This window comes from Embleya scabrispora DSM 41855 (assembly GCF_000372745.1).
In the GTDB taxonomy this organism is placed as follows: Bacteria; Actinomycetota; Actinomycetes; order Streptomycetales; family Streptomycetaceae; genus Embleya; species Embleya scabrispora.
In genome coordinates, this window is record NZ_KB889664.1 from 112044 (window position 1) to 127863 (window position 15820).

A 15820-nucleotide genomic window follows, 5' to 3' on the forward strand; every position below is an offset into this window, starting at 1 on the left:
CCGACGCCCCCGGCAGACCCACCGTGCCGGGCCCGCGACCGGAGCGTGGCCGTTACGCGTCCTGGGCGGCCACCCGGCCCGACTTCACCGCGTCCAGCAGGGCCGCGTGGTCGTGTTCGTTCTGGTCGGCGTATGCCTCCGCGAAGCTCGTCAGTGCCCGGTCGAACGCATCACCTCGGCCCAGGTAGGCCGCGATCGCGATCCGATCCCCGGACCTGGCGTGCGCGCGGGCCAGCGTCACGCCGCACAACTCGCCGAACAGGCGCATGCCTCGCGGAACCATCAGCGAAGGCTCCGCGACGCCCTTCCCGTCGCGCAACTGGCGTACGTAGAAGTCGCGTTCCCGGCCGTCGATGCCATCCTGGCGTACCCAGCCCAGAAGCATGTCGCCCGCGGCCTGCATCAGGCGCTGACCCGCGACCACCCGCTCTCCCTGCGTCGGGTACTCGCTCGCGCCCGCGTGCGCCGCCAACACCGACGCGTCGGCCTCCTTGGCCTGGAGGAACAGCGGGTCCCCGCCGTCCCGTCCCAGCAGCAGCACGATCCAACAACGGGTTCCGACGCTGCCGACGCCGACCACCTTGCGGGCCATGTCCACCACGGTGTACTCACCGAGCAGATGACGACGATCCGTTCGCAACGTGCTCCGATACCGATCGATCAGCTTGTCGAGCCGCTTCTGCAACTCGCTGTGCCGCCCGTCGGGGAACAGCTCGGACAGCGGAGTGATCAGCGGCGGCGACGAGACGATCCGCGGCCGGCCGTCGATTTCGCGGGTGAGCTTGCCGAACGCCTGAAGGCTGTCCCGCTTACGCGCCTTGGCCAGCGCCCGGGATACCTGCCTGCGCCCACGCTTGTGCAACTGCCCCGATGCCAACGCCTGGAGCAGGTCCGCATCGGCCTTGGCGTACCACACGTCCAGGTTGCCCATCCCGGCGAACCGGCGCATCCCCTCCCGATAAGAGCGCACGGTCGCGCGCACCACGTCCGCTCGCTCCCGAGTGGAGAAGCCGTTCTCCCTCCCCGCGATGACCAGGCTCGTGGCCAACCGCTTCACATCCCACTCCCACGGGCCGGGCAAGGTCTCGTCGAAGTCGTTCAGATCGAAGAGCAGGAGCCGCTCGGGCGAGGCCAACAGCCGGAAATTCAACATGTGCGCGTCACCGCACAACTGCGTCCGAAGTCCCGAGGCCGGCGTATTCGCGAGATCGCCGGCCATGATCGCGGCGGCACCCCGATAGAACCGAAACGGCGACTCCGACATGCGCCCATAGCGAATCGGCACCAACTCCGGTACCCGCGCCGCCGACTGCGCCTCGATCACATCCACCGGATCCGGCCGCCGCCGATCCGGCGCGTACTCGCCATGACTGGACCGAGGGGTCTTCGCCCGCGCGGCCCTCCCGCGATCGGCTCGCTCCCGCGGCGACGGCCACGACGTATCGCGCGCGGTGGTACCCACCTTCGACGTCATCACATGCCCTCCGGACCCGCATCGACACACACCCACCGGCCGGCCGGACCGCCGCTGCGTCCCGACCCGGTACCCACGGCGGCGGCACGGCCTCCGGCCGCATCGACCCGGGCATGGGACCCGGCACCCGGACCGGAACCGAGGACGGCATACCGTCCACCCCTCAGGAGACCCGAGCCCACCGCCTCCGGCGAGCCGGGTGCCTCCAACGAGTGACGCCCACCCGCCCCCGACGCGCCCAGGCGGGTACGCGCCGCCGAATCGCACCTTCGCGCGGCCCGGGCCTGCCGGCAAAGACCGCGCACGGGAATTCGCGTTCGCGAGACCGGCCGGGTTTCGCGAGCGACCATGGTGCTGCGCTGCGCTGCGCTGCGCTGCGCCGGCCCCGGCCCCGGCCCCGGCAGGTGCGGAATCGGTTTCGATCCTGGGAGAGCTGTGGGCTATATCGGCTCGTATGTATGGGTAATCCGGCAAAAGCTCGGATCCCGACTGCTGCTGGTTCCCGGGGCCCAGGTCATGGTGCTGAACGAGCGGGGGGAGTGTCTCTTCCAACGCCGGCGGGACACCGGCGCCTGGGAGTTTCCGGCCGGCGCCTGCGAGGAGGGAAGCACCTTCGCGGGCACCGCGATCGAGGAGCTCAAGGAGGAAACCGGGCTCTCCGTGCAGCCGGAGGATTTGATCCCGTTCGGTTCGCTTTCCGACCCGGCCGTGCACATCGTGAGATATCCCAACGGCGACCTGACCCATTGCTTTGCCATGTGTTTCGCCACCCATCGATGGACCGGTGAAGTGCGGCCGGAGGAAGAGGAGGTGGTCGAGGCGGCGTTTTTTCCACGGGATCGGCCGCCGCAGCCCCTGCATCCTCCGACTCGGGTCGTGTTGGACATGTACCGCGAATTCGTTGCGACCGGCCGATTCCAGGCCCGATGAGGCGGGAGCGGCCGGGGGCACGATTCATGGCCGGCGGGGCTACGGGTGTACGAGGGTGACCAGGGCTTCGGTGTGTGCGGCGCCGCTGTCGGCGATGACCTCGTCGATCGTCTGGGCCGTGCGGACGAGGGCGAAGGTGACGGCGCCGGTGGGGGTGCCGCGGTAGCCGTAGACGGCCGGGCGGGGGAGGGAGTTGTAGGAGAAGTGGGTGGACAGCGAGTAGGCGCCCGTGTCGTACAGGGCCAGGATGTCGCCCGGCTCCAGGACGGGTAGGTCGCGGTCGACCGCGGTCATGTCGCCGGCGAAGCAGAGCGGGCCCGCGACGTTGTGCGGCTCGGTCGGCCCGGACCTGGGGCGACCCTTGGCGTCGAAGGCGCCGATGCGGATCGGCCATGCCTGCGGCATCGACATCGCGCGGGTGAGGATCTGGCCGCCCGCGTGCGTGACGGCGATGCGGCGGCCGCCCATGGTCTTGGTGTACTCGACGACCGTCGCGATGGTGCCGTTCTTGGCGAAGATCGAGCGGCCGAACTCGGTGACCAGGCTGTAGCGGCCGTCGAAGAGGTTCGGTACGGCTCGGCGCAGTTCGCCGGCGTAGTCGGTGAAGGTCGGTGTGTCGTCGTCGGCGGCGAAGTCGACCGGGAGGCCGCCGCCGATGTCCAGGCTGGTGGCTTGGCGCCGGCCCAGCGTGGTGTTGATGTGCTCCGCGAGGGCGTAGGCGGCCGCGACCCCTTCGGCCATCAGGGGCAACGGGCAACCCAGCGAACCGACATGCACGTGCACGCGGGTCAGCCACGGGTGGCGGGCGAACGCCGCGACGACCGCGTCGGTCGCCCCCGCGTCGCGCAACGGTACGCCGAACTTCGACGTCGCGGTGGCGGTGCTCGTGCCGTCGACGAAACCGGCGCCGACCTGTGGGTTCACCCGGATCCCGATCGGGGCGGCGGCCGGCCGCCCGCCGAGCAGGGCGTCGACGCGGGCGAGTTCCTGGAAATTGTCCACGTTGAGGGCGACGCCGTGGTCGAGGGCCGATTCGAGATCCGCCACGGTCTTGACGGGGCCGTCGTACACGATCCGGTCGGGCGTGAAGCCGGCCGCCAGCGCGAGCCTCAGTTCGCCGGGCGAGGCGACTTCACAGCCCATTCCGGCCTGTGCCATGAGCCGCATGACCGGGACGAGCGAGCACGCCTTGGCGGCGAACGTGTGCTCTGCCGGGGCGTGTTCGAAGGCCGCGTGCAGGTCGGCGACGGAGCCGAGCATCCCGTCCACGTCCAGGAGGCCGACCAGCGGAGCCGTCGCACCGAGCAGCCCTTCGCGTACGGCTGCCGCCACCGCCGCGTCCCGAGCCACCCGCCGTTGCCGAGCCGTACCGGAAGTCACGTGCACCAGATCCTCTCGTCGTTCGGTCGTCACCACGCTCGCACCACAGGGACAGCTTTGCCCGGCTCGGCGCGCGGGTCTTTGTCGTGACGGACGAAGGGGGCAACCGATCTCGGTGCCGGGGACGCTGGACCGGGGTCCGGACCCGGGCCGAACCCGGACTCCGACCCGGACCTTCACCCCATCTTGATGGTGGGGATATCGGTGTGCGACGCCGAATCCGCGAGTGGTATTCCTTGGCGCGTGATCACTCCCTTCCAGGCGGCGTCCTTCCGCCGTTCCATACCTGCGGCGATGGCCCTGCTGTTGGCCGCCGGGTGTACCGGGGGCTCCGGCGGTCGAGCGTCCAATGCCGCCGATGCCAAGCCGGTTCCCACGCACGTGACGACCGCACCGGCCGTGGTCACCCCGCCGCCCGCAGCGCCGAAGCCCAAGGGGGCGGCGGACCCCGGGCTGCGTTCGTTCTACGAACAGAAGATTTCGTGGAAAGCGTGCCAAGACGACCCGAAGACGAAAAAGAAGGATGAAAGCGAATTCCGGTGCGGGACCTTCAAGGTACCCCTGGATTACACCGCTCCCGATGGCAAATCGCTGGACATCGCCGTCATGCAACACCCCGCTGCCAAGCCCGATCAGCGCATCGGCTCGCTCGTGCTGAACCCGGGCGGACCCGGCGGCTCCGGCCAGGAGTTCGTCAAGTACGGGTTCGAGGAGTTCGACGGCCCCCTGCACGACCGCTACGACATCCTCGGCTTCGACCCGCGTGGTGTGGCCGACAGCGCGCCCGTGCGCTGCTTCGACGACAAGGCCCGCGACGAGCGCAACGCGCGGGACTCGCCGCGCGATCCGGTCGAGCGCAAGGCGTACGGCGAGCGGAGCGGCAAGGAGTTCTCCGCCGCGTGTCAGGAGAAGTCCGGCGACCTGTTGCCCTTCGTGGGCACCCGCAACGCGGCTCGGGACATGGACGTCCTGCGCGGCGCGGTAGGAGACGACAAGCTCAACTACCTCGGTATCTCCTACGGAACCTACCTCGGGTCGTTGTACGCGGAGGAGTTCCCCGACCGTGCGGGCCGGCTCGTCCTGGACGCGGTGGTGGACCCGGCCGCCGACAAGCTCGACGCGAGCATCGACCAGACCATAGGTTTCGAGCGTTCGTTCCGGGCGTTCGCGGCCGACTGCGCGGCCCGGGCGGGCTGTCCGCTGGGCGGCGATCCGGGCAAGGCCGCCGAGATCGGCACGGACTTCCTCGACAAGTTGCAGGACAAGCCGCTGCGTACTGCCTACGACGGCCGCAAGTTGACCTCCGCCCTGGGCTGGTCGGGCGCCAACAGCCTGCTGTACGGCGACAAGGAAACCGCGTGGAAGTACCTGCGCGAGGCACTCGCGCGGGCCATGAACAACAAGGACGGCAGCGCCCTGTTGTTCTACGCCGACAACTACATGGGCCGGGACGAGAAGGGGCACTACGACAACAGCGGGGACTCGCGCTCGGCGATTCGCTGTGCCGACGGTGCCGCTCCCGCGCCCTCTCCGGAGCGGATCGAGCAGGTCCTGGCGAAGCTCAAGGCGGAAGCTCCGCTGTTCTCGAAGGACACCGTCGCATCCGATATCGAGGGCCCCGGCTGCGAGTTCTGGCCGTACAAGACTCCCGAGAAGCCGCACGTGATCCGGGCCGAGGGGGCCGCACCCATCCTGGTGGTGGGCACGACCGGTGACCCGGCCACGCCGTACGCAGCGTCCGAGAAGCTGGCCAAGGACCTCGCGCACGCGAGCCTGTTGACCCTCAAGGGGGAAGGCCACGGCGGGTTCGGCCGCAGCAAGTGCGTCGACGCGGCGGTGGCCGCCTACATCATCGAGGGCAAACTGCCGGCCGCCGGCACGCAGTGCACCGACGGCAAGTAGCCACCGAACCCGCCCACTCCAGCCGCACCGGCCGTGACCATGCGCCTTTGGTCACGGCCGGTGCGGCGTCACCGGCCCCGGCAGTCCGGCTCGGCCATCGCGTGGGCGCCGGGCCGGGATAATCGCGCCATGGATGCGAAGACTCTCGCGGCCGCGGCTGCTACCTGCCGGGCGGCCCTCGAAGCCCACGTCGAGCGGGATTGGACCCGGCCGATTCCCGAGATGACGTGGACGGTTGCCCGGACGGTCGCGCACGTCGGTGACACCTTCCTGTGGTACGCCACGGATCTGGCCGGCGGGACCCGGGAACTGAGCACCATGGACCTCGGGGTCCGCCCGGACACGCCCCCCGCCGAACTGGCGCGCACCCTGGGCACCTTCGCGACCGTGCTGGGTCGCGTGATCGACGGCGCCGCCGCCGATGCGCGGGGCTTTCACCCCTACGGCTCGGCCGACGCGTCGGGGTTCGCCGCGATGGCCTGTGACGAGGTGCTGGTCCATACGTACGACGCGCTGCGCGGCTTGGACGTGGAGTTCACGCCACCCGCCGACCTCGCGCGGGCCGCGGTGCGACGCCTTTTCCCCTGGGCCCCGACGCACACCGCCCCCTGGGAGACGCTGCTGTGGGCGAACGGCCGCCTGGACCTGCCCGGTCGTGCCCGGCAGACGAGTTGGCGATGGCACTGCGCGCCGCTGGAGGAGTGGGACGGCACGATCCCGTCGGCGTGACGTCGTAACGCGGATGTGCGATGGCCGTGGGCTCGGCCCCGCCTGACCGTGAGCCTGCCCGAGCAGCGCTGCCTCCGGGAATGTGCGGCGTGTCTCGACTGCGGCCGAGCGACGTCGCGCTGCCGAGCATCGGCGCGGATCTGGACCTCGGTCGGGAATCCCTGACCTGGGTGGTCACCGCCTACGCGCTCGCGTTCGGCGGCCTGATGATCCTGGGCGGGCGGATCGCGGACACGCTGGGCCGGCGGACCGGATTCCTGCTCGGCCTGGCCGTCTTCACCGCCGCGTCGTTGGCCGCGGGGTTCGCCCCGAACGGCGCGGTACTGCTCGCCGCCCGCGTTGCGCAGGGCGCTGCGGCAGCGCTGTTGTCACCGGCCGCGCTCGCGCTCGTCACGGTCACCTTCCACGGCCCCGAGCGCAACCGGGCACTCGGCGTGTGGGCGGCGATCGGCGGCACCGGGGCAGCAGCCGGCGTCCTGGTCGGCGGACTGCTGACCGCCGGGCCGGGCTGGGCATGGATCTTCTTCGCCAACGTGCCCATCGGCGTGGTCGTACTGGTGGTGGCCGCATCGGTGATCCCGAGCGAGCCGCGTACCGCCTCGCCCGCTCGCCCGGACCTGCCCGGAGCACTCGCGGCCACGGCGGGCACCGCGGCGCTGATTCTGGGGGTGACCCGGGCGGGCGACGTCGGCTGGGCGTCGCCCTGGACGTTCTCCTCGACGGCCTGCGCCGTGCTCTGCTACGCGCTCTTCGTACTCGTCGAGCGCAGGGCGGGCGATCCCCTGGTGCCCCTGGCCCTGTTGACTCGCAGGCCGGTGATTTCCGGCGCGTTCGTGATGCTGGTGGCGAGCGGACTGCTGATCCCGCTGTTCTTCCTCGGCTCGCTGTACATGCAACACACCCTGGGCTTCGGCTCGTTGCGGACCGGGTTGGCCTTCCTCCCGGTCGCCGTCGCGGTGACCGTCGGGGCGCATGTCGGGGGCCTGCTGGTCGGCCGCCTCGGCACCCGGGCGGTGGGCGCGGGCGGCCTGGTGATCGCCGCGGCGGGCGCGTTGTGGTTGAGCCGGCTGCCCGGGGACGGCGGCGGCATGTCCGACGTGGTGCCCGGACTGGCCCTCGGCGCGGCGGGCCTGGGCCCGGCCTTCGTCGCGGCGACCACCACGGCCATGTCCCATGTGCGGCACGACGAGGCGGGCATCACCTCGGGCGTGGTGAACACCTTCCATGAACTCGGCGGCGCGCTCGGCGTCGCCCTGGTGTCGGCGATCGCGGCGGCCGGCCTCGCGGGCGGGGTCGACGGCGGCGGAGTCGGCGGATATACCGACGCGTTCCTCGCCTGCGCGGGCACGGCCGTGGTCGCGGCACTCGTGACGTCCGTACTCGTGCCGGCGGGCAGGCCGCCGGCGTCCGACGGACCGCGGCACGTGCACTGAGCACCGCCACCTCGACGATCGGCGCGGCCGGCCCGTCCAACGTGCCTCCACGGCCGGGCCGGCGCGCCTCAGTCATCGCCACGCCTCCACGACCGGCGCGGCGATTCCGACAGTAGGGTTGACCACCATGGGTGCGACATCACCACCGGGCGTACGGCGACGGGCCGACGCCGAACGCAACATCGCCGCCATCCTCGCCGCCGCGCTCGGCGCCTTCGCGCGCGATCCCGAGGCCACGATGACCGACATCGCGCGGGCGGCCGGGGTGGGACGGGTGACCCTGTACGGGCACTTCGGCTCCCGGGACGTGCTCCTGGCGGCCGCGATCGGGCAGGTCCTGGGCGAAGTGGACCTGCTCCTCGACGACGCCGAGGTCACCGTCGGACCGGCCGACGAGGCGCTGGTCCGACTCGCCCGCGAGGGATGGCAGGTGCTGGACCGCACCCGCGGCCTGCGCAGGGCCGCCCTGAAGGCGCTGGGCGAGGCGAGCCTGCGTCGACACCACGCCCGGGTCCTGACCAGGGTGGACGAACTCGTCGCGCGCGGCCGGAGCGAGGGTGTGATCCGTACCGACCTCCCGGCCACGTGGCTGGCCGCGACCTACTACGGCGTGATCCACACCGCGGCGGACGAGGTCGACGCCGGCAGGCTCGACCGCGCCGCGGCCGGCGACACCATCGCCGCGACCCTGCGCTCGGCCCTCGCCGCGCCCCGGTGAGGACGCCCACCGGGGCGGCGGCGGTTCAGCAGGGCGGGCGGTGGTCCGCTGTGTAGGACCAGGGGAGGACCGCTTCGAGGGCCGCGCCGATACGGAAGACCATCTCGTCGTCGTAGGTCTTGCCGACGATCTGCACACCGGTCGGCACGCCGTTGGAGGCGAAGCCCGACGGCACCGCCAGGACCGGTACCCGGCTGCAGATGTTGAACGGCGGGGTGAGCGCGGCGTCCAGATAGAAGTCCAGTTCCTTGCCGTCCACGACGACCTTGGTCTCGGTGTAGTCGTCGTCGGCCAGGAACGCCGGGATGGCCGTGGTGGGGCAGATCAACGCGTCGTACCGGTCCAGCAGTTCGCCCAGTTCGGCGTAGATGGCGCCTTCCAGGGCGAGTCCCTCGGCGAACGAGGTCCGGGTGGCCGCCGCCTTCTCGTGGAAGACCCGCAGGTACGGGTTGACCAGGTCCGGCGCGGCGTTGATCGCCTCGCCCGCCTCGGCCCCCATGATCGCGGCGAAATGGGCCATCAGGGCCCGGTTGACCATTTCCCGGGTCCAGCCGAGTTCGACCTCCTCGACCACCGCTCCCGCGGTGCGCAGGGCCTCGGCGGCGGCCCGCGTGTTGGCCGCCACCTCGGGGTCGATCGGGTGGTCGCCGAGTGTGACACTGAGCGCGATGCGCAAGCCCTCCGCGCCGCGGGCGCCGGCGTACTGCTCGGGCAGTACCAACTTCGGGCGCAGCGACACCACGTCGCCCTTCCACGGCCCTGCGATGATGTTCTCCAGGAGCGCGCAGTCGGCGACCGTGCGTGCCATCGGACCGTCGTGGCAGTACTGGTCGAGGCTGTACGGCGGCATTGCCGGGACCCGGCCGAACGGCGGCTTGAATCCCACGACGCCGTTGAACGAGGCGGGGATGCGGATCGAGCCGCCGATGTCGGATCCGGTGGCCAGCGGCGCGTATCCGGCGGCCAGCGCGGCCCCCGAGCCGCCGGACGAACCGCCGCACGAGTACTCGGGGTTCCACGGATTGCGGGTCACGCCCCACAGCTTCGATCGGGTGAACGCGGCGGCGCAGAACTCCGGTGTGCTGGTGCGGATGTGAATGACGCCGCCCGCGTCGGCGATCCGCTGGAGCACCGGGTGCGTTTCCGTGGCGACCTCGTCCGCGAGCAACAACGATCCCTGCTGGAGCGGGTGTCCCTCGATGGGGTGCTCCTCCTTGGCCGCGACCGGGACGCCCTCGAGTGGCCGGATCTCGCCGCGGCCCTTGCCGAGGTAGCGCTGTTCGGCCTCGCGGGCCGCCGCGAACGCCTGGTCGTGAAGGGATTCCACGACCGCGTTGACAACGGGTTCGGCGGCGGTTGCCCGGTCCAGGACGGCGGTGAGCAGTTCGACGGGTGACAGTTCACGGCTGCGGAAGGCGGCGAGTGCCTCGGTTGCCGTGAGATAGGCGAGGTCGGTGGATGTACCTGCGGACACGGTGACTCCCAAGCAGGATCGGTGGATGGTCGCGATGGAGCGGCGGCCCGGGCGGATCGGGCGGGCTCGGCAGGTCCGTGGGATCTGCCGGACCCGCCCGACTGTCACGCTTCCGGTGCGGCGAGGGCCCTTCTGTTTTCGGCGATGCGTTCCGGGTCCCAGCCCACGCCCGGCACCGAGTCGATCAGCAGCCGGGTGTAGGGGTGTTGCGGTGCGGACAGTACGTCCGCGGTGCGGCCCGACTCGACGATCCGGCCGTTGCGCAACACGACGACGTCGTCGGTGATGTGCCGCACGACCGCCAGGTCGTGGCTGACGAAGAGGTAGCCGATGCCCTGCTCCCGACGGATGCGGGCCAGCAGATCCAGGATCTGCGCCTGGATGGACACGTCGAGTGCGGCGACCGCCTCGTCCAGGATCAGCACTCGGGGCGAGGCCGCCAACGCGCGGGCGATGGCCACGCGTTGGCGCTGGCCGCCGGAGAGTCGACGCGGCAGGGCGCCGGCCTCGCGGGTGCCCAGGCCGACCTGGTCGAGAAGCTCGGCCAAGCGCGCGGCGCGCCCGGGCCGGTCGGCCTCGGGTGCGTGCAGGCGCAGGACCTCGTCGATGCTGTCGTGGACGGTGATGCGCGGGTCCAGGGAGAGGTAGGGGTCCTGGAAGACCATCTGGATCTCCCGTGCCCGGGCCAGGCGTTCCGCGCGGGTGCGTGGCCGGTGGGCGCGTTCGTGGCCGTCGACCGTGATGCTGCCGGCGTCCGGGGTCTCCAGGCCGACGAGCATACGGGCGGTGGTGGTCTTGCCCGATCCGGATTCGCCGACGATACCCAGCGAGCCGCCCGGCGGCAGTGTGAAGCCGACGTCGTCGACCGCTTTGTGGTCGCCGAACGTGCGGCACAGGCCGCGGACTTCCAGGGCGACCGGGGTCGGTTCGGTGGACGTGCTCACTGCAGGATCCCTTCGTCCGCGCGCAGGCACGCCACGGCCGCCGGGCCGTCGGATACCAGTGCGGGGGCCTCGCTTCGGCACCGCTCGATCGCGAACGCGCAACGGGCCGCGAAGGCGCAGCCGGGGGGCGCCTCCGCGAGTGACACGGGCCGTCCCGGAATCGGTTGCGGCGCCGCGGCGTCCGCCTCCAGACGCGGCGTCGAGGCCAGCAGCGCGGCCGTGTAGGGGTGCCGGGGGCGGGCGAACAGGTCGGCGACGGGCTGGGATTCGACGATGCGTCCGGCGTACATCACGTAGATGCGGTCGCAGATCGCCGCCGCGAGTTCCAGGTCGTGGGTCACGAACAACATGCCGGTCCCGTGCCGGTGTTGCAGGCGCCGCAGGATGCCGACGACCTCCGCCTGTGTGGTGACGTCGAGGGCGGTGGTGGGTTCGTCGGCGAGCAGCAGCGCGGGGTCGCCGGACAGCGCGGCGGCGATCACCACACGCTGAAGCATGCCGCCGGAGAACTGGTGGGGGAAGCGGCGAAGCGCGCCGTGCGGGTCGCGGATGCCGACCTCGGTCAGCAACTCCTGTGCCCGGGCCAGCGCCTGCTCCTTGGGCACGCCGCGCACCCGCAGCCCCTCGGTGAGGAAGTCCCCGACCCGGCGCATCGGGTTGACCGACGCGCGCGGGTCCTGGAACACCATCGCGACCTTGTTCCGGCGCACATCGCGCAGTCCGGCCGCGCCCATGGCGAGCACGTCGGTGCCCTCGACGCGGACGGTGCCCTCGGCGCGCGCTCCCTTGGGCAGCAGGCCCAGGACAGTGCGGCAGGCCACCGATTTGCCCGAGCCGGACTCGCCGACCAGACCCACGGTCTCGCCGCGGTCGACCCGCAGGTCGACCCCGTCCAGGATCGGCCGCGCGGCGGCGTGGTCGGGCAGGCGCAGGGTCAGGCCGGCGATGTCGAGCAGCGGTACGTCGCGCCCGGCGGTGTCGGTCCCGGATGTGGCCGGCCGGGCTTCCGTGTCACCGGCCGTCGTCTTGTCGAACACGGCGGTCACCTCTCCCGCTTGGAGACACGGTCGGCGAGGCCCTCGCCGACGATTCCGAATGCGACGACCGCGATGACGATGGCGGTCGCGGGGGCGAGGGCGGGCAGCATGACGTCCTTGAGGAGCGGGTTCTGGCCTTCGCTGACCATGACGCCCCAGTCGGCGGTGGGTGCCTGGACGCCGAAGCCGAGGTAGGACAGGCCGGCGAGTTCCATCAGGGCGTAGCCGAAGTTGATCGCGGACTGGGCCAGTACGGTCGGGGTGATGTTGGGGATCAGGTGCCGCGTGCAGATCGACCAGCCGGACCAGCCCTGGACCCGGTAGGACTCGATGTAGGGCCGGGTCTGTTCCTGGCGGGCGATGGAGCGCACCAGGCGGCCGACGTAGGGCGTGTAGGCGATCATCATGGCGATGACGGGCGCGGTCAGTCCCGCGCCGAACACCGCGACGCACAGGATCGCCAGGAGCATCGCCGGGAACGCGAACAGCAGGTCCATCGAGCGGGACAGCAGGGAGTCGACCCAGCCGCCGCGCCATGCGGCCACCACGCCCATGGCGATCCCGAGCACTGTGGACACGCCGACCACGGCGAGCGGCCCCAGCAGCCCGGTGCGGGCTCCGTACAGCATTCGGCTGAGGATGTCGCGGCCGGACTGGTCGGTGCCCAACCAGTGGTCGGGGCCGGTGCCGGCCAGCGAGTTCTTCAGGTCGATGGCGTCGGGTTCGTAGGGTGCGAGCAGCGGTGCGCACACCGCGAGCAGCACGAGCAGCACCAGGACCAGCACGGCTGCGGTGAACAGCGGTCCCTGGGCGGCGAGTTTGCGGATCCGGGCCGGTGCGCCGCGCCGGAGGGGCGGCGTCGGTGTGCTCGCGTCCTTGACGGACGCGGGGGCGGAGGCACTCACTTCGGGTCACCTCCCAGCGCGACGCGCGGGTCGATCAGTGGTTGGAGCAGGTCGACGATCAGGTTCGCGATCAGGAACGCGGCGACCACCAGCAGGGTCAGCGCCTGGACCACGGGGAAGTCCTTGACCGTGACCGAGTTGATGAGCAGGGAGCCGACTCCCTTGACGCTGAACGCGGTCTCCACGATCGAGGTGGCCACCAGCATGCTCGCGACCATGGTGCCGACGACGGTGACGATCGGACCGAGGGCGTTGCGCAGGACGTGTTTGCGGATGACCTGGCTCTCGGGTACGCCGCGTGAGCGGGCCACCTCGACGTGTTCGCGGGAGAGTTCGTCGAGCATCGCGGAGCGGGTGACCCGGGCCAGCAGGCCCGCGAAGGTCAGTGCCAGGGCGATGGCCGGAAGCGTCAGGTGCCACAACTGATCGGTGAAGCCCTCGCCCGCGCCGTAGAGCGGGAACCAGCCCAGTTTGACGGCGAAGACCGAGGTGAGCACGGTCGCGGCGATGTAGGACGGGATGGCGATCGAGGTGCCGGTCCAGGCCAGCACGAGCTTGTCCACCAGGCCGGGCCGCAGCGCCGAGACGATGCCCAGGATCAGCCCTACGACGGTGACCAGCACCATCGCGTACACGACCAGGAAGACGGTGGTCGGCAGCTTCTGGGAGATCAACTCGCCGACGTCCTGGCGGAATTGCACCGAGCGGCCGAAGTCGCCACCGAGCACGTCGCCGAGCCACAGCAGGTACTGCCTGGCGAATGGTTCGTCCAGGTGGTACTGGGCGGTCAGCGCGGCGCGGGCCTGTGGGGTGACCGGGCGGCCGCGCATCAGGAAGGACACCGGGTCCCCCGGGGCCAGGTGCACGGCGCTGAAGACCACGAACGAGGTCGCCAGCAGCACGAGCACCAGGCCCACGAGGCGGCCCAGGAGGAAGCGGAGCAGAGGACGGTTCATCAGTTCGCGGCACCCAGGGTCGCGGCCCAGGGGAAGGAGAGCTGGGTGATGTTCGGGGTGGCGCCGGTGACGCGCTTGCCCTGGTAGAGCGACAGCGGCGAGTCCCACAGCGGGATGCCGGGCAGCTCGCGCAGCGCGATCTCCTGGAGCTTGATGGTCAGTTGGGCGCGGGCGGCCGGGTCGGTGGTGCCCAGTGCCTGCTGCGCGATCGTGTCGTACTCGGGGTCGGACCAGTTGCCGTAGTTGGCGAACTCCCCGGTCTGCAGGCTCTGGTAGTACTCCAGCGGATCGGGCGTGACGTCGTAGCCACTGGTGACCAGCAGGTCGATGCCGGCGCGGGCGGACGGGTCGGTGAACAGCGCGGTGTACGCGTCCGGTGCGATGGTCTTGAGCTCGACGTCGAGGCCGATCGCCTTGCCGGCGGCCTGGATGGCGTTGGTGGCGACGCTGATCTCCGGGGCCAGGTTGCTGGTCGCGACGACGACCTTCTTGCCGGCGGCGCCGGCTTCCGCGACGAGCTTCTTGGCGGCGGCCACGTCCGTGGTGACGGCGGGCAGCGCGTTGTACATGCTCTGGGCCTGCTCCGCGGGGATGGTGGCCCAGCCGGAGACGGGGACGGGCGCCTTGGCGACGGAGCCGTAGCCGTTCAGGCCCGCCCGGACGATGCCCTCGCGGTCGATCGCCATGGACAGGGCGCGGCGCACCCGCGCGTCACCGAGGGCGCCCTTGAGGTTGGTGACGGCGGCCGAGTAACTGCCGGTGATGTCACCGAAGTACAGCTTGCCGTCACCGGTCTTGAGCTTGTCGTAGGAATTGGTGGGCAGCAGGTAGCCGCCGTCGACCTCGCCGGTCAGCAGCGCGTTCGCGCGGGCGGCCGGGTCCTGGATGAAGACGAACTCGACCTCGCCCGTCTTGGGCATGAGCTTGCTGTCCCAGTAGGCGTCGTTGCGCTTGAGCGTGATGGACGTGCCGGGCTTCCACTCCTTGACGGAGAAGGGGCCGGTACAGTTCACGCCGCCCTGTGGGTTGCCGTAGTCCTTGCCGGCCTTGGCGAGGAACGCCGCGCTCTCGATGGTGCCCGCCGACGCGCCCAATTGCTGATTGAGCAGCACGTTGGGGCGGGTGAGCTTGATGGTGACCTCGAGCGGGCCGGAGTCGGTGATGGACTCGACGTCCTTGAAGGCGGTGCTGTACACGGCGCCGACCGCGGGATCCATCTGGCGCTTGAGGCTTGCCACCACGTCCTTGGCGGTCATGGGGGTGCCGTCGTGGAACTTGACGCCCTCACGCAGGGTGTAGACCCAGGTCAGCGGATCCGGGTTGGTGTACTTGGCGGCCAGCCCGGGGGTGATCGTCAGGTCCGGGTTGATGCGCAGGAGTTGGTCGCACACGTTCGCGAGCACCGTGTTGATCGGGTAGTCGAAGCCGTACGCGTAGTCCAGCGTCTGCGGTTCGGCGTACAGCGACCACTTCACCTTGTCGAGCGGCCCCTTCGCGGCGGGACTGTCCGTGGTGATTCGGTAGCCGGGGTCCGAGGCCGACGAGTTGTCGCTGCCTCCGCCGGAACACCCGACGGCGGTCAGGGCCACGACGGCGGCGAGGGCGGCGGTTTTGGGCATGCGCAAGTAACCCACCTCTTTCGGAGGGACGGCGAAGGCACGGAGACGGATGCGGCGTGGCACGCGTCAGGGACAGGTGCCGGTGAGTATTGACGCGGGAACGTTCCCGCGCAAGGGTTTGCCGGCAGGTATCTCACGCATGGCGCAGAGGTTTCCAACACGTGACGGGAGGGTGCGGCGGGGCTTTTTGACGACCCGTCACGAGACCGGGACGGGGTGTGGCGGGTGGAGGGGAGCGGCTGGTGGGACGGCGCGTGAGGCGCCGGGCGCCGGGCCCCGGGGTTGGGGTTGGGAGTTGTGCGAACCGTGAGGTTGGTGG

13 protein-coding genes are annotated in these 15820 nt (G+C 70.9%); 5 read left to right on the plus strand and 8 right to left on the minus strand.

All coding sequences use genetic code 11. The features are described 5' to 3' along the window. Positions 1-52: 52 nt before the first annotated feature. On the minus strand, positions 53-1474 hold the full coding sequence (locus A3IC_RS0117850) for a DUF2252 domain-containing protein (protein WP_020551412.1): 1422 nt from the start codon (positions 1472-1474) through the stop codon (positions 53-55). A 348-nt stretch (positions 1475-1822) separates the two neighbouring features. On the opposite strand from A3IC_RS0117850, the gene A3IC_RS0117855 reads away from it, so the two are divergent. Then, on the plus strand, positions 1823-2404 hold the full coding sequence (locus tag A3IC_RS0117855; protein WP_245599339.1) for an NUDIX domain-containing protein: 582 nt from the start codon (positions 1823-1825) through the stop codon (positions 2402-2404). Positions 2405-2443: 39 nt separating this feature from the next. Here the strand turns inward: A3IC_RS0117855 and A3IC_RS0117860 are convergent, their stop codons facing one another. After that, on the minus strand, positions 2444-3784 hold the full coding sequence (locus A3IC_RS0117860; RefSeq protein ID WP_040876811.1) for a type III PLP-dependent enzyme domain-containing protein: 1341 nt from the start codon (positions 3782-3784) through the stop codon (positions 2444-2446). A 243-nt stretch (positions 3785-4027) separates the two neighbouring features. On the opposite strand from A3IC_RS0117860, the gene A3IC_RS0117865 reads away from it, so the two are divergent. The 4 genes from A3IC_RS0117865 (at position 4028) to A3IC_RS0117880 (ending at position 8566) form a co-directional block, all read left to right on the plus strand. Continuing rightward, positions 4028-5686: an alpha/beta hydrolase gene (locus A3IC_RS0117865; protein ID WP_245599340.1), complete on the plus strand. Its 1659-nt coding sequence runs from the start codon at positions 4028-4030 to the stop codon at positions 5684-5686. A gap of 129 nt (positions 5687-5815) precedes the next feature. After that, positions 5816-6415: a maleylpyruvate isomerase N-terminal domain-containing protein gene (locus tag A3IC_RS0117870; protein ID WP_026218401.1), complete on the plus strand. Its 600-nt coding sequence runs from the start codon at positions 5816-5818 to the stop codon at positions 6413-6415. Between the two features lie 80 nt (positions 6416-6495). Further along, the gene (locus tag A3IC_RS0117875; RefSeq protein ID WP_020551417.1) at positions 6496-7848 is read left to right on the plus strand and encodes an MFS transporter; all 1353 of its coding nucleotides are present in this window, start codon (positions 6496-6498) and stop codon (positions 7846-7848) included. 127 nt (positions 7849-7975) lie between these two features. Further along, complete coding sequence (locus tag A3IC_RS0117880; RefSeq protein WP_020551418.1) at positions 7976-8566, plus strand: TetR/AcrR family transcriptional regulator; 591 nt, start codon at positions 7976-7978, stop codon at positions 8564-8566. Positions 8567-8591: 25 nt separating this feature from the next. Here the strand turns inward: A3IC_RS0117880 and A3IC_RS0117885 are convergent, their stop codons facing one another. From A3IC_RS0117885 to A3IC_RS0117910, 6 genes are all read right to left on the minus strand, one after another. Beyond that, positions 8592-10040, minus strand: coding sequence for an amidase (locus tag A3IC_RS0117885; protein WP_020551419.1), 1449 nt, complete (start codon positions 10038-10040; stop codon positions 8592-8594). A gap of 104 nt (positions 10041-10144) precedes the next feature. Then, the gene (locus A3IC_RS0117890; RefSeq protein WP_020551420.1) at positions 10145-10984 is read right to left on the minus strand and encodes an ABC transporter ATP-binding protein; all 840 of its coding nucleotides are present in this window, start codon (positions 10982-10984) and stop codon (positions 10145-10147) included. Continuing rightward, entirely contained in the window at positions 10981-12030 is a 1050-nt protein-coding gene (locus tag A3IC_RS0117895; RefSeq protein ID WP_020551421.1) for an ABC transporter ATP-binding protein, read from the minus strand. The genes A3IC_RS0117890 and A3IC_RS0117895 overlap by 4 nt, the downstream gene beginning before the upstream one ends. After that, positions 12027-12926 carry an ABC transporter permease gene (locus A3IC_RS0117900; RefSeq protein WP_020551422.1) on the minus strand — a complete coding sequence of 300 codons (900 nt, stop codon included), beginning with the start codon at positions 12924-12926 and terminating at the stop codon, positions 12027-12029. Before A3IC_RS0117900 ends, A3IC_RS0117895 begins: the two co-directional genes overlap by 4 nt. Then, positions 12923-13882: an ABC transporter permease gene (locus A3IC_RS0117905; protein ID WP_020551423.1), complete on the minus strand. Its 960-nt coding sequence runs from the start codon at positions 13880-13882 to the stop codon at positions 12923-12925. Before A3IC_RS0117905 ends, A3IC_RS0117900 begins: the two co-directional genes overlap by 4 nt. Then, the gene (locus A3IC_RS0117910) at positions 13882-15501 is read right to left on the minus strand and encodes an ABC transporter substrate-binding protein (RefSeq protein ID WP_020551424.1); all 1620 of its coding nucleotides are present in this window, start codon (positions 15499-15501) and stop codon (positions 13882-13884) included. Before A3IC_RS0117910 ends, A3IC_RS0117905 begins: the two co-directional genes overlap by 1 nt. Between the last annotated feature and the right edge of the window lie 319 nt (positions 15502-15820).

Excerpts from the sequence above, each read along its gene's own strand:
- A3IC_RS0117870 (WP_026218401.1), top strand. The coding sequence starts at position 5,816 with ATGGATGCGAAGACTCTCGCGGCCGCGGCTGCTACCTGCCGGGCGGCC.
- A3IC_RS0117880 (WP_020551418.1), top strand. The coding sequence starts at position 7,976 with ATGGGTGCGACATCACCACCGGGCGTACGGCGACGGGCCGACGCCGAA.
- A3IC_RS0117875 (WP_020551417.1), top strand. The coding sequence starts at position 6,496 with ATGTGCGGCGTGTCTCGACTGCGGCCGAGCGACGTCGCGCTGCCGAGC.
- A3IC_RS0117850 (WP_020551412.1), bottom strand. The coding sequence starts at position 1,474 with ATGACGTCGAAGGTGGGTACCACCGCGCGCGATACGTCGTGGCCGTCG.
- A3IC_RS0117905 (WP_020551423.1), bottom strand. The coding sequence starts at position 13,882 with ATGAACCGTCCTCTGCTCCGCTTCCTCCTGGGCCGCCTCGTGGGCCTG.
- A3IC_RS0117910 (WP_020551424.1), bottom strand. The coding sequence starts at position 15,501 with ATGCCCAAAACCGCCGCCCTCGCCGCCGTCGTGGCCCTGACCGCCGTC.
- A3IC_RS0117855 (WP_245599339.1), top strand. The coding sequence starts at position 1,823 with ATGGTGCTGCGCTGCGCTGCGCTGCGCTGCGCCGGCCCCGGCCCCGGC.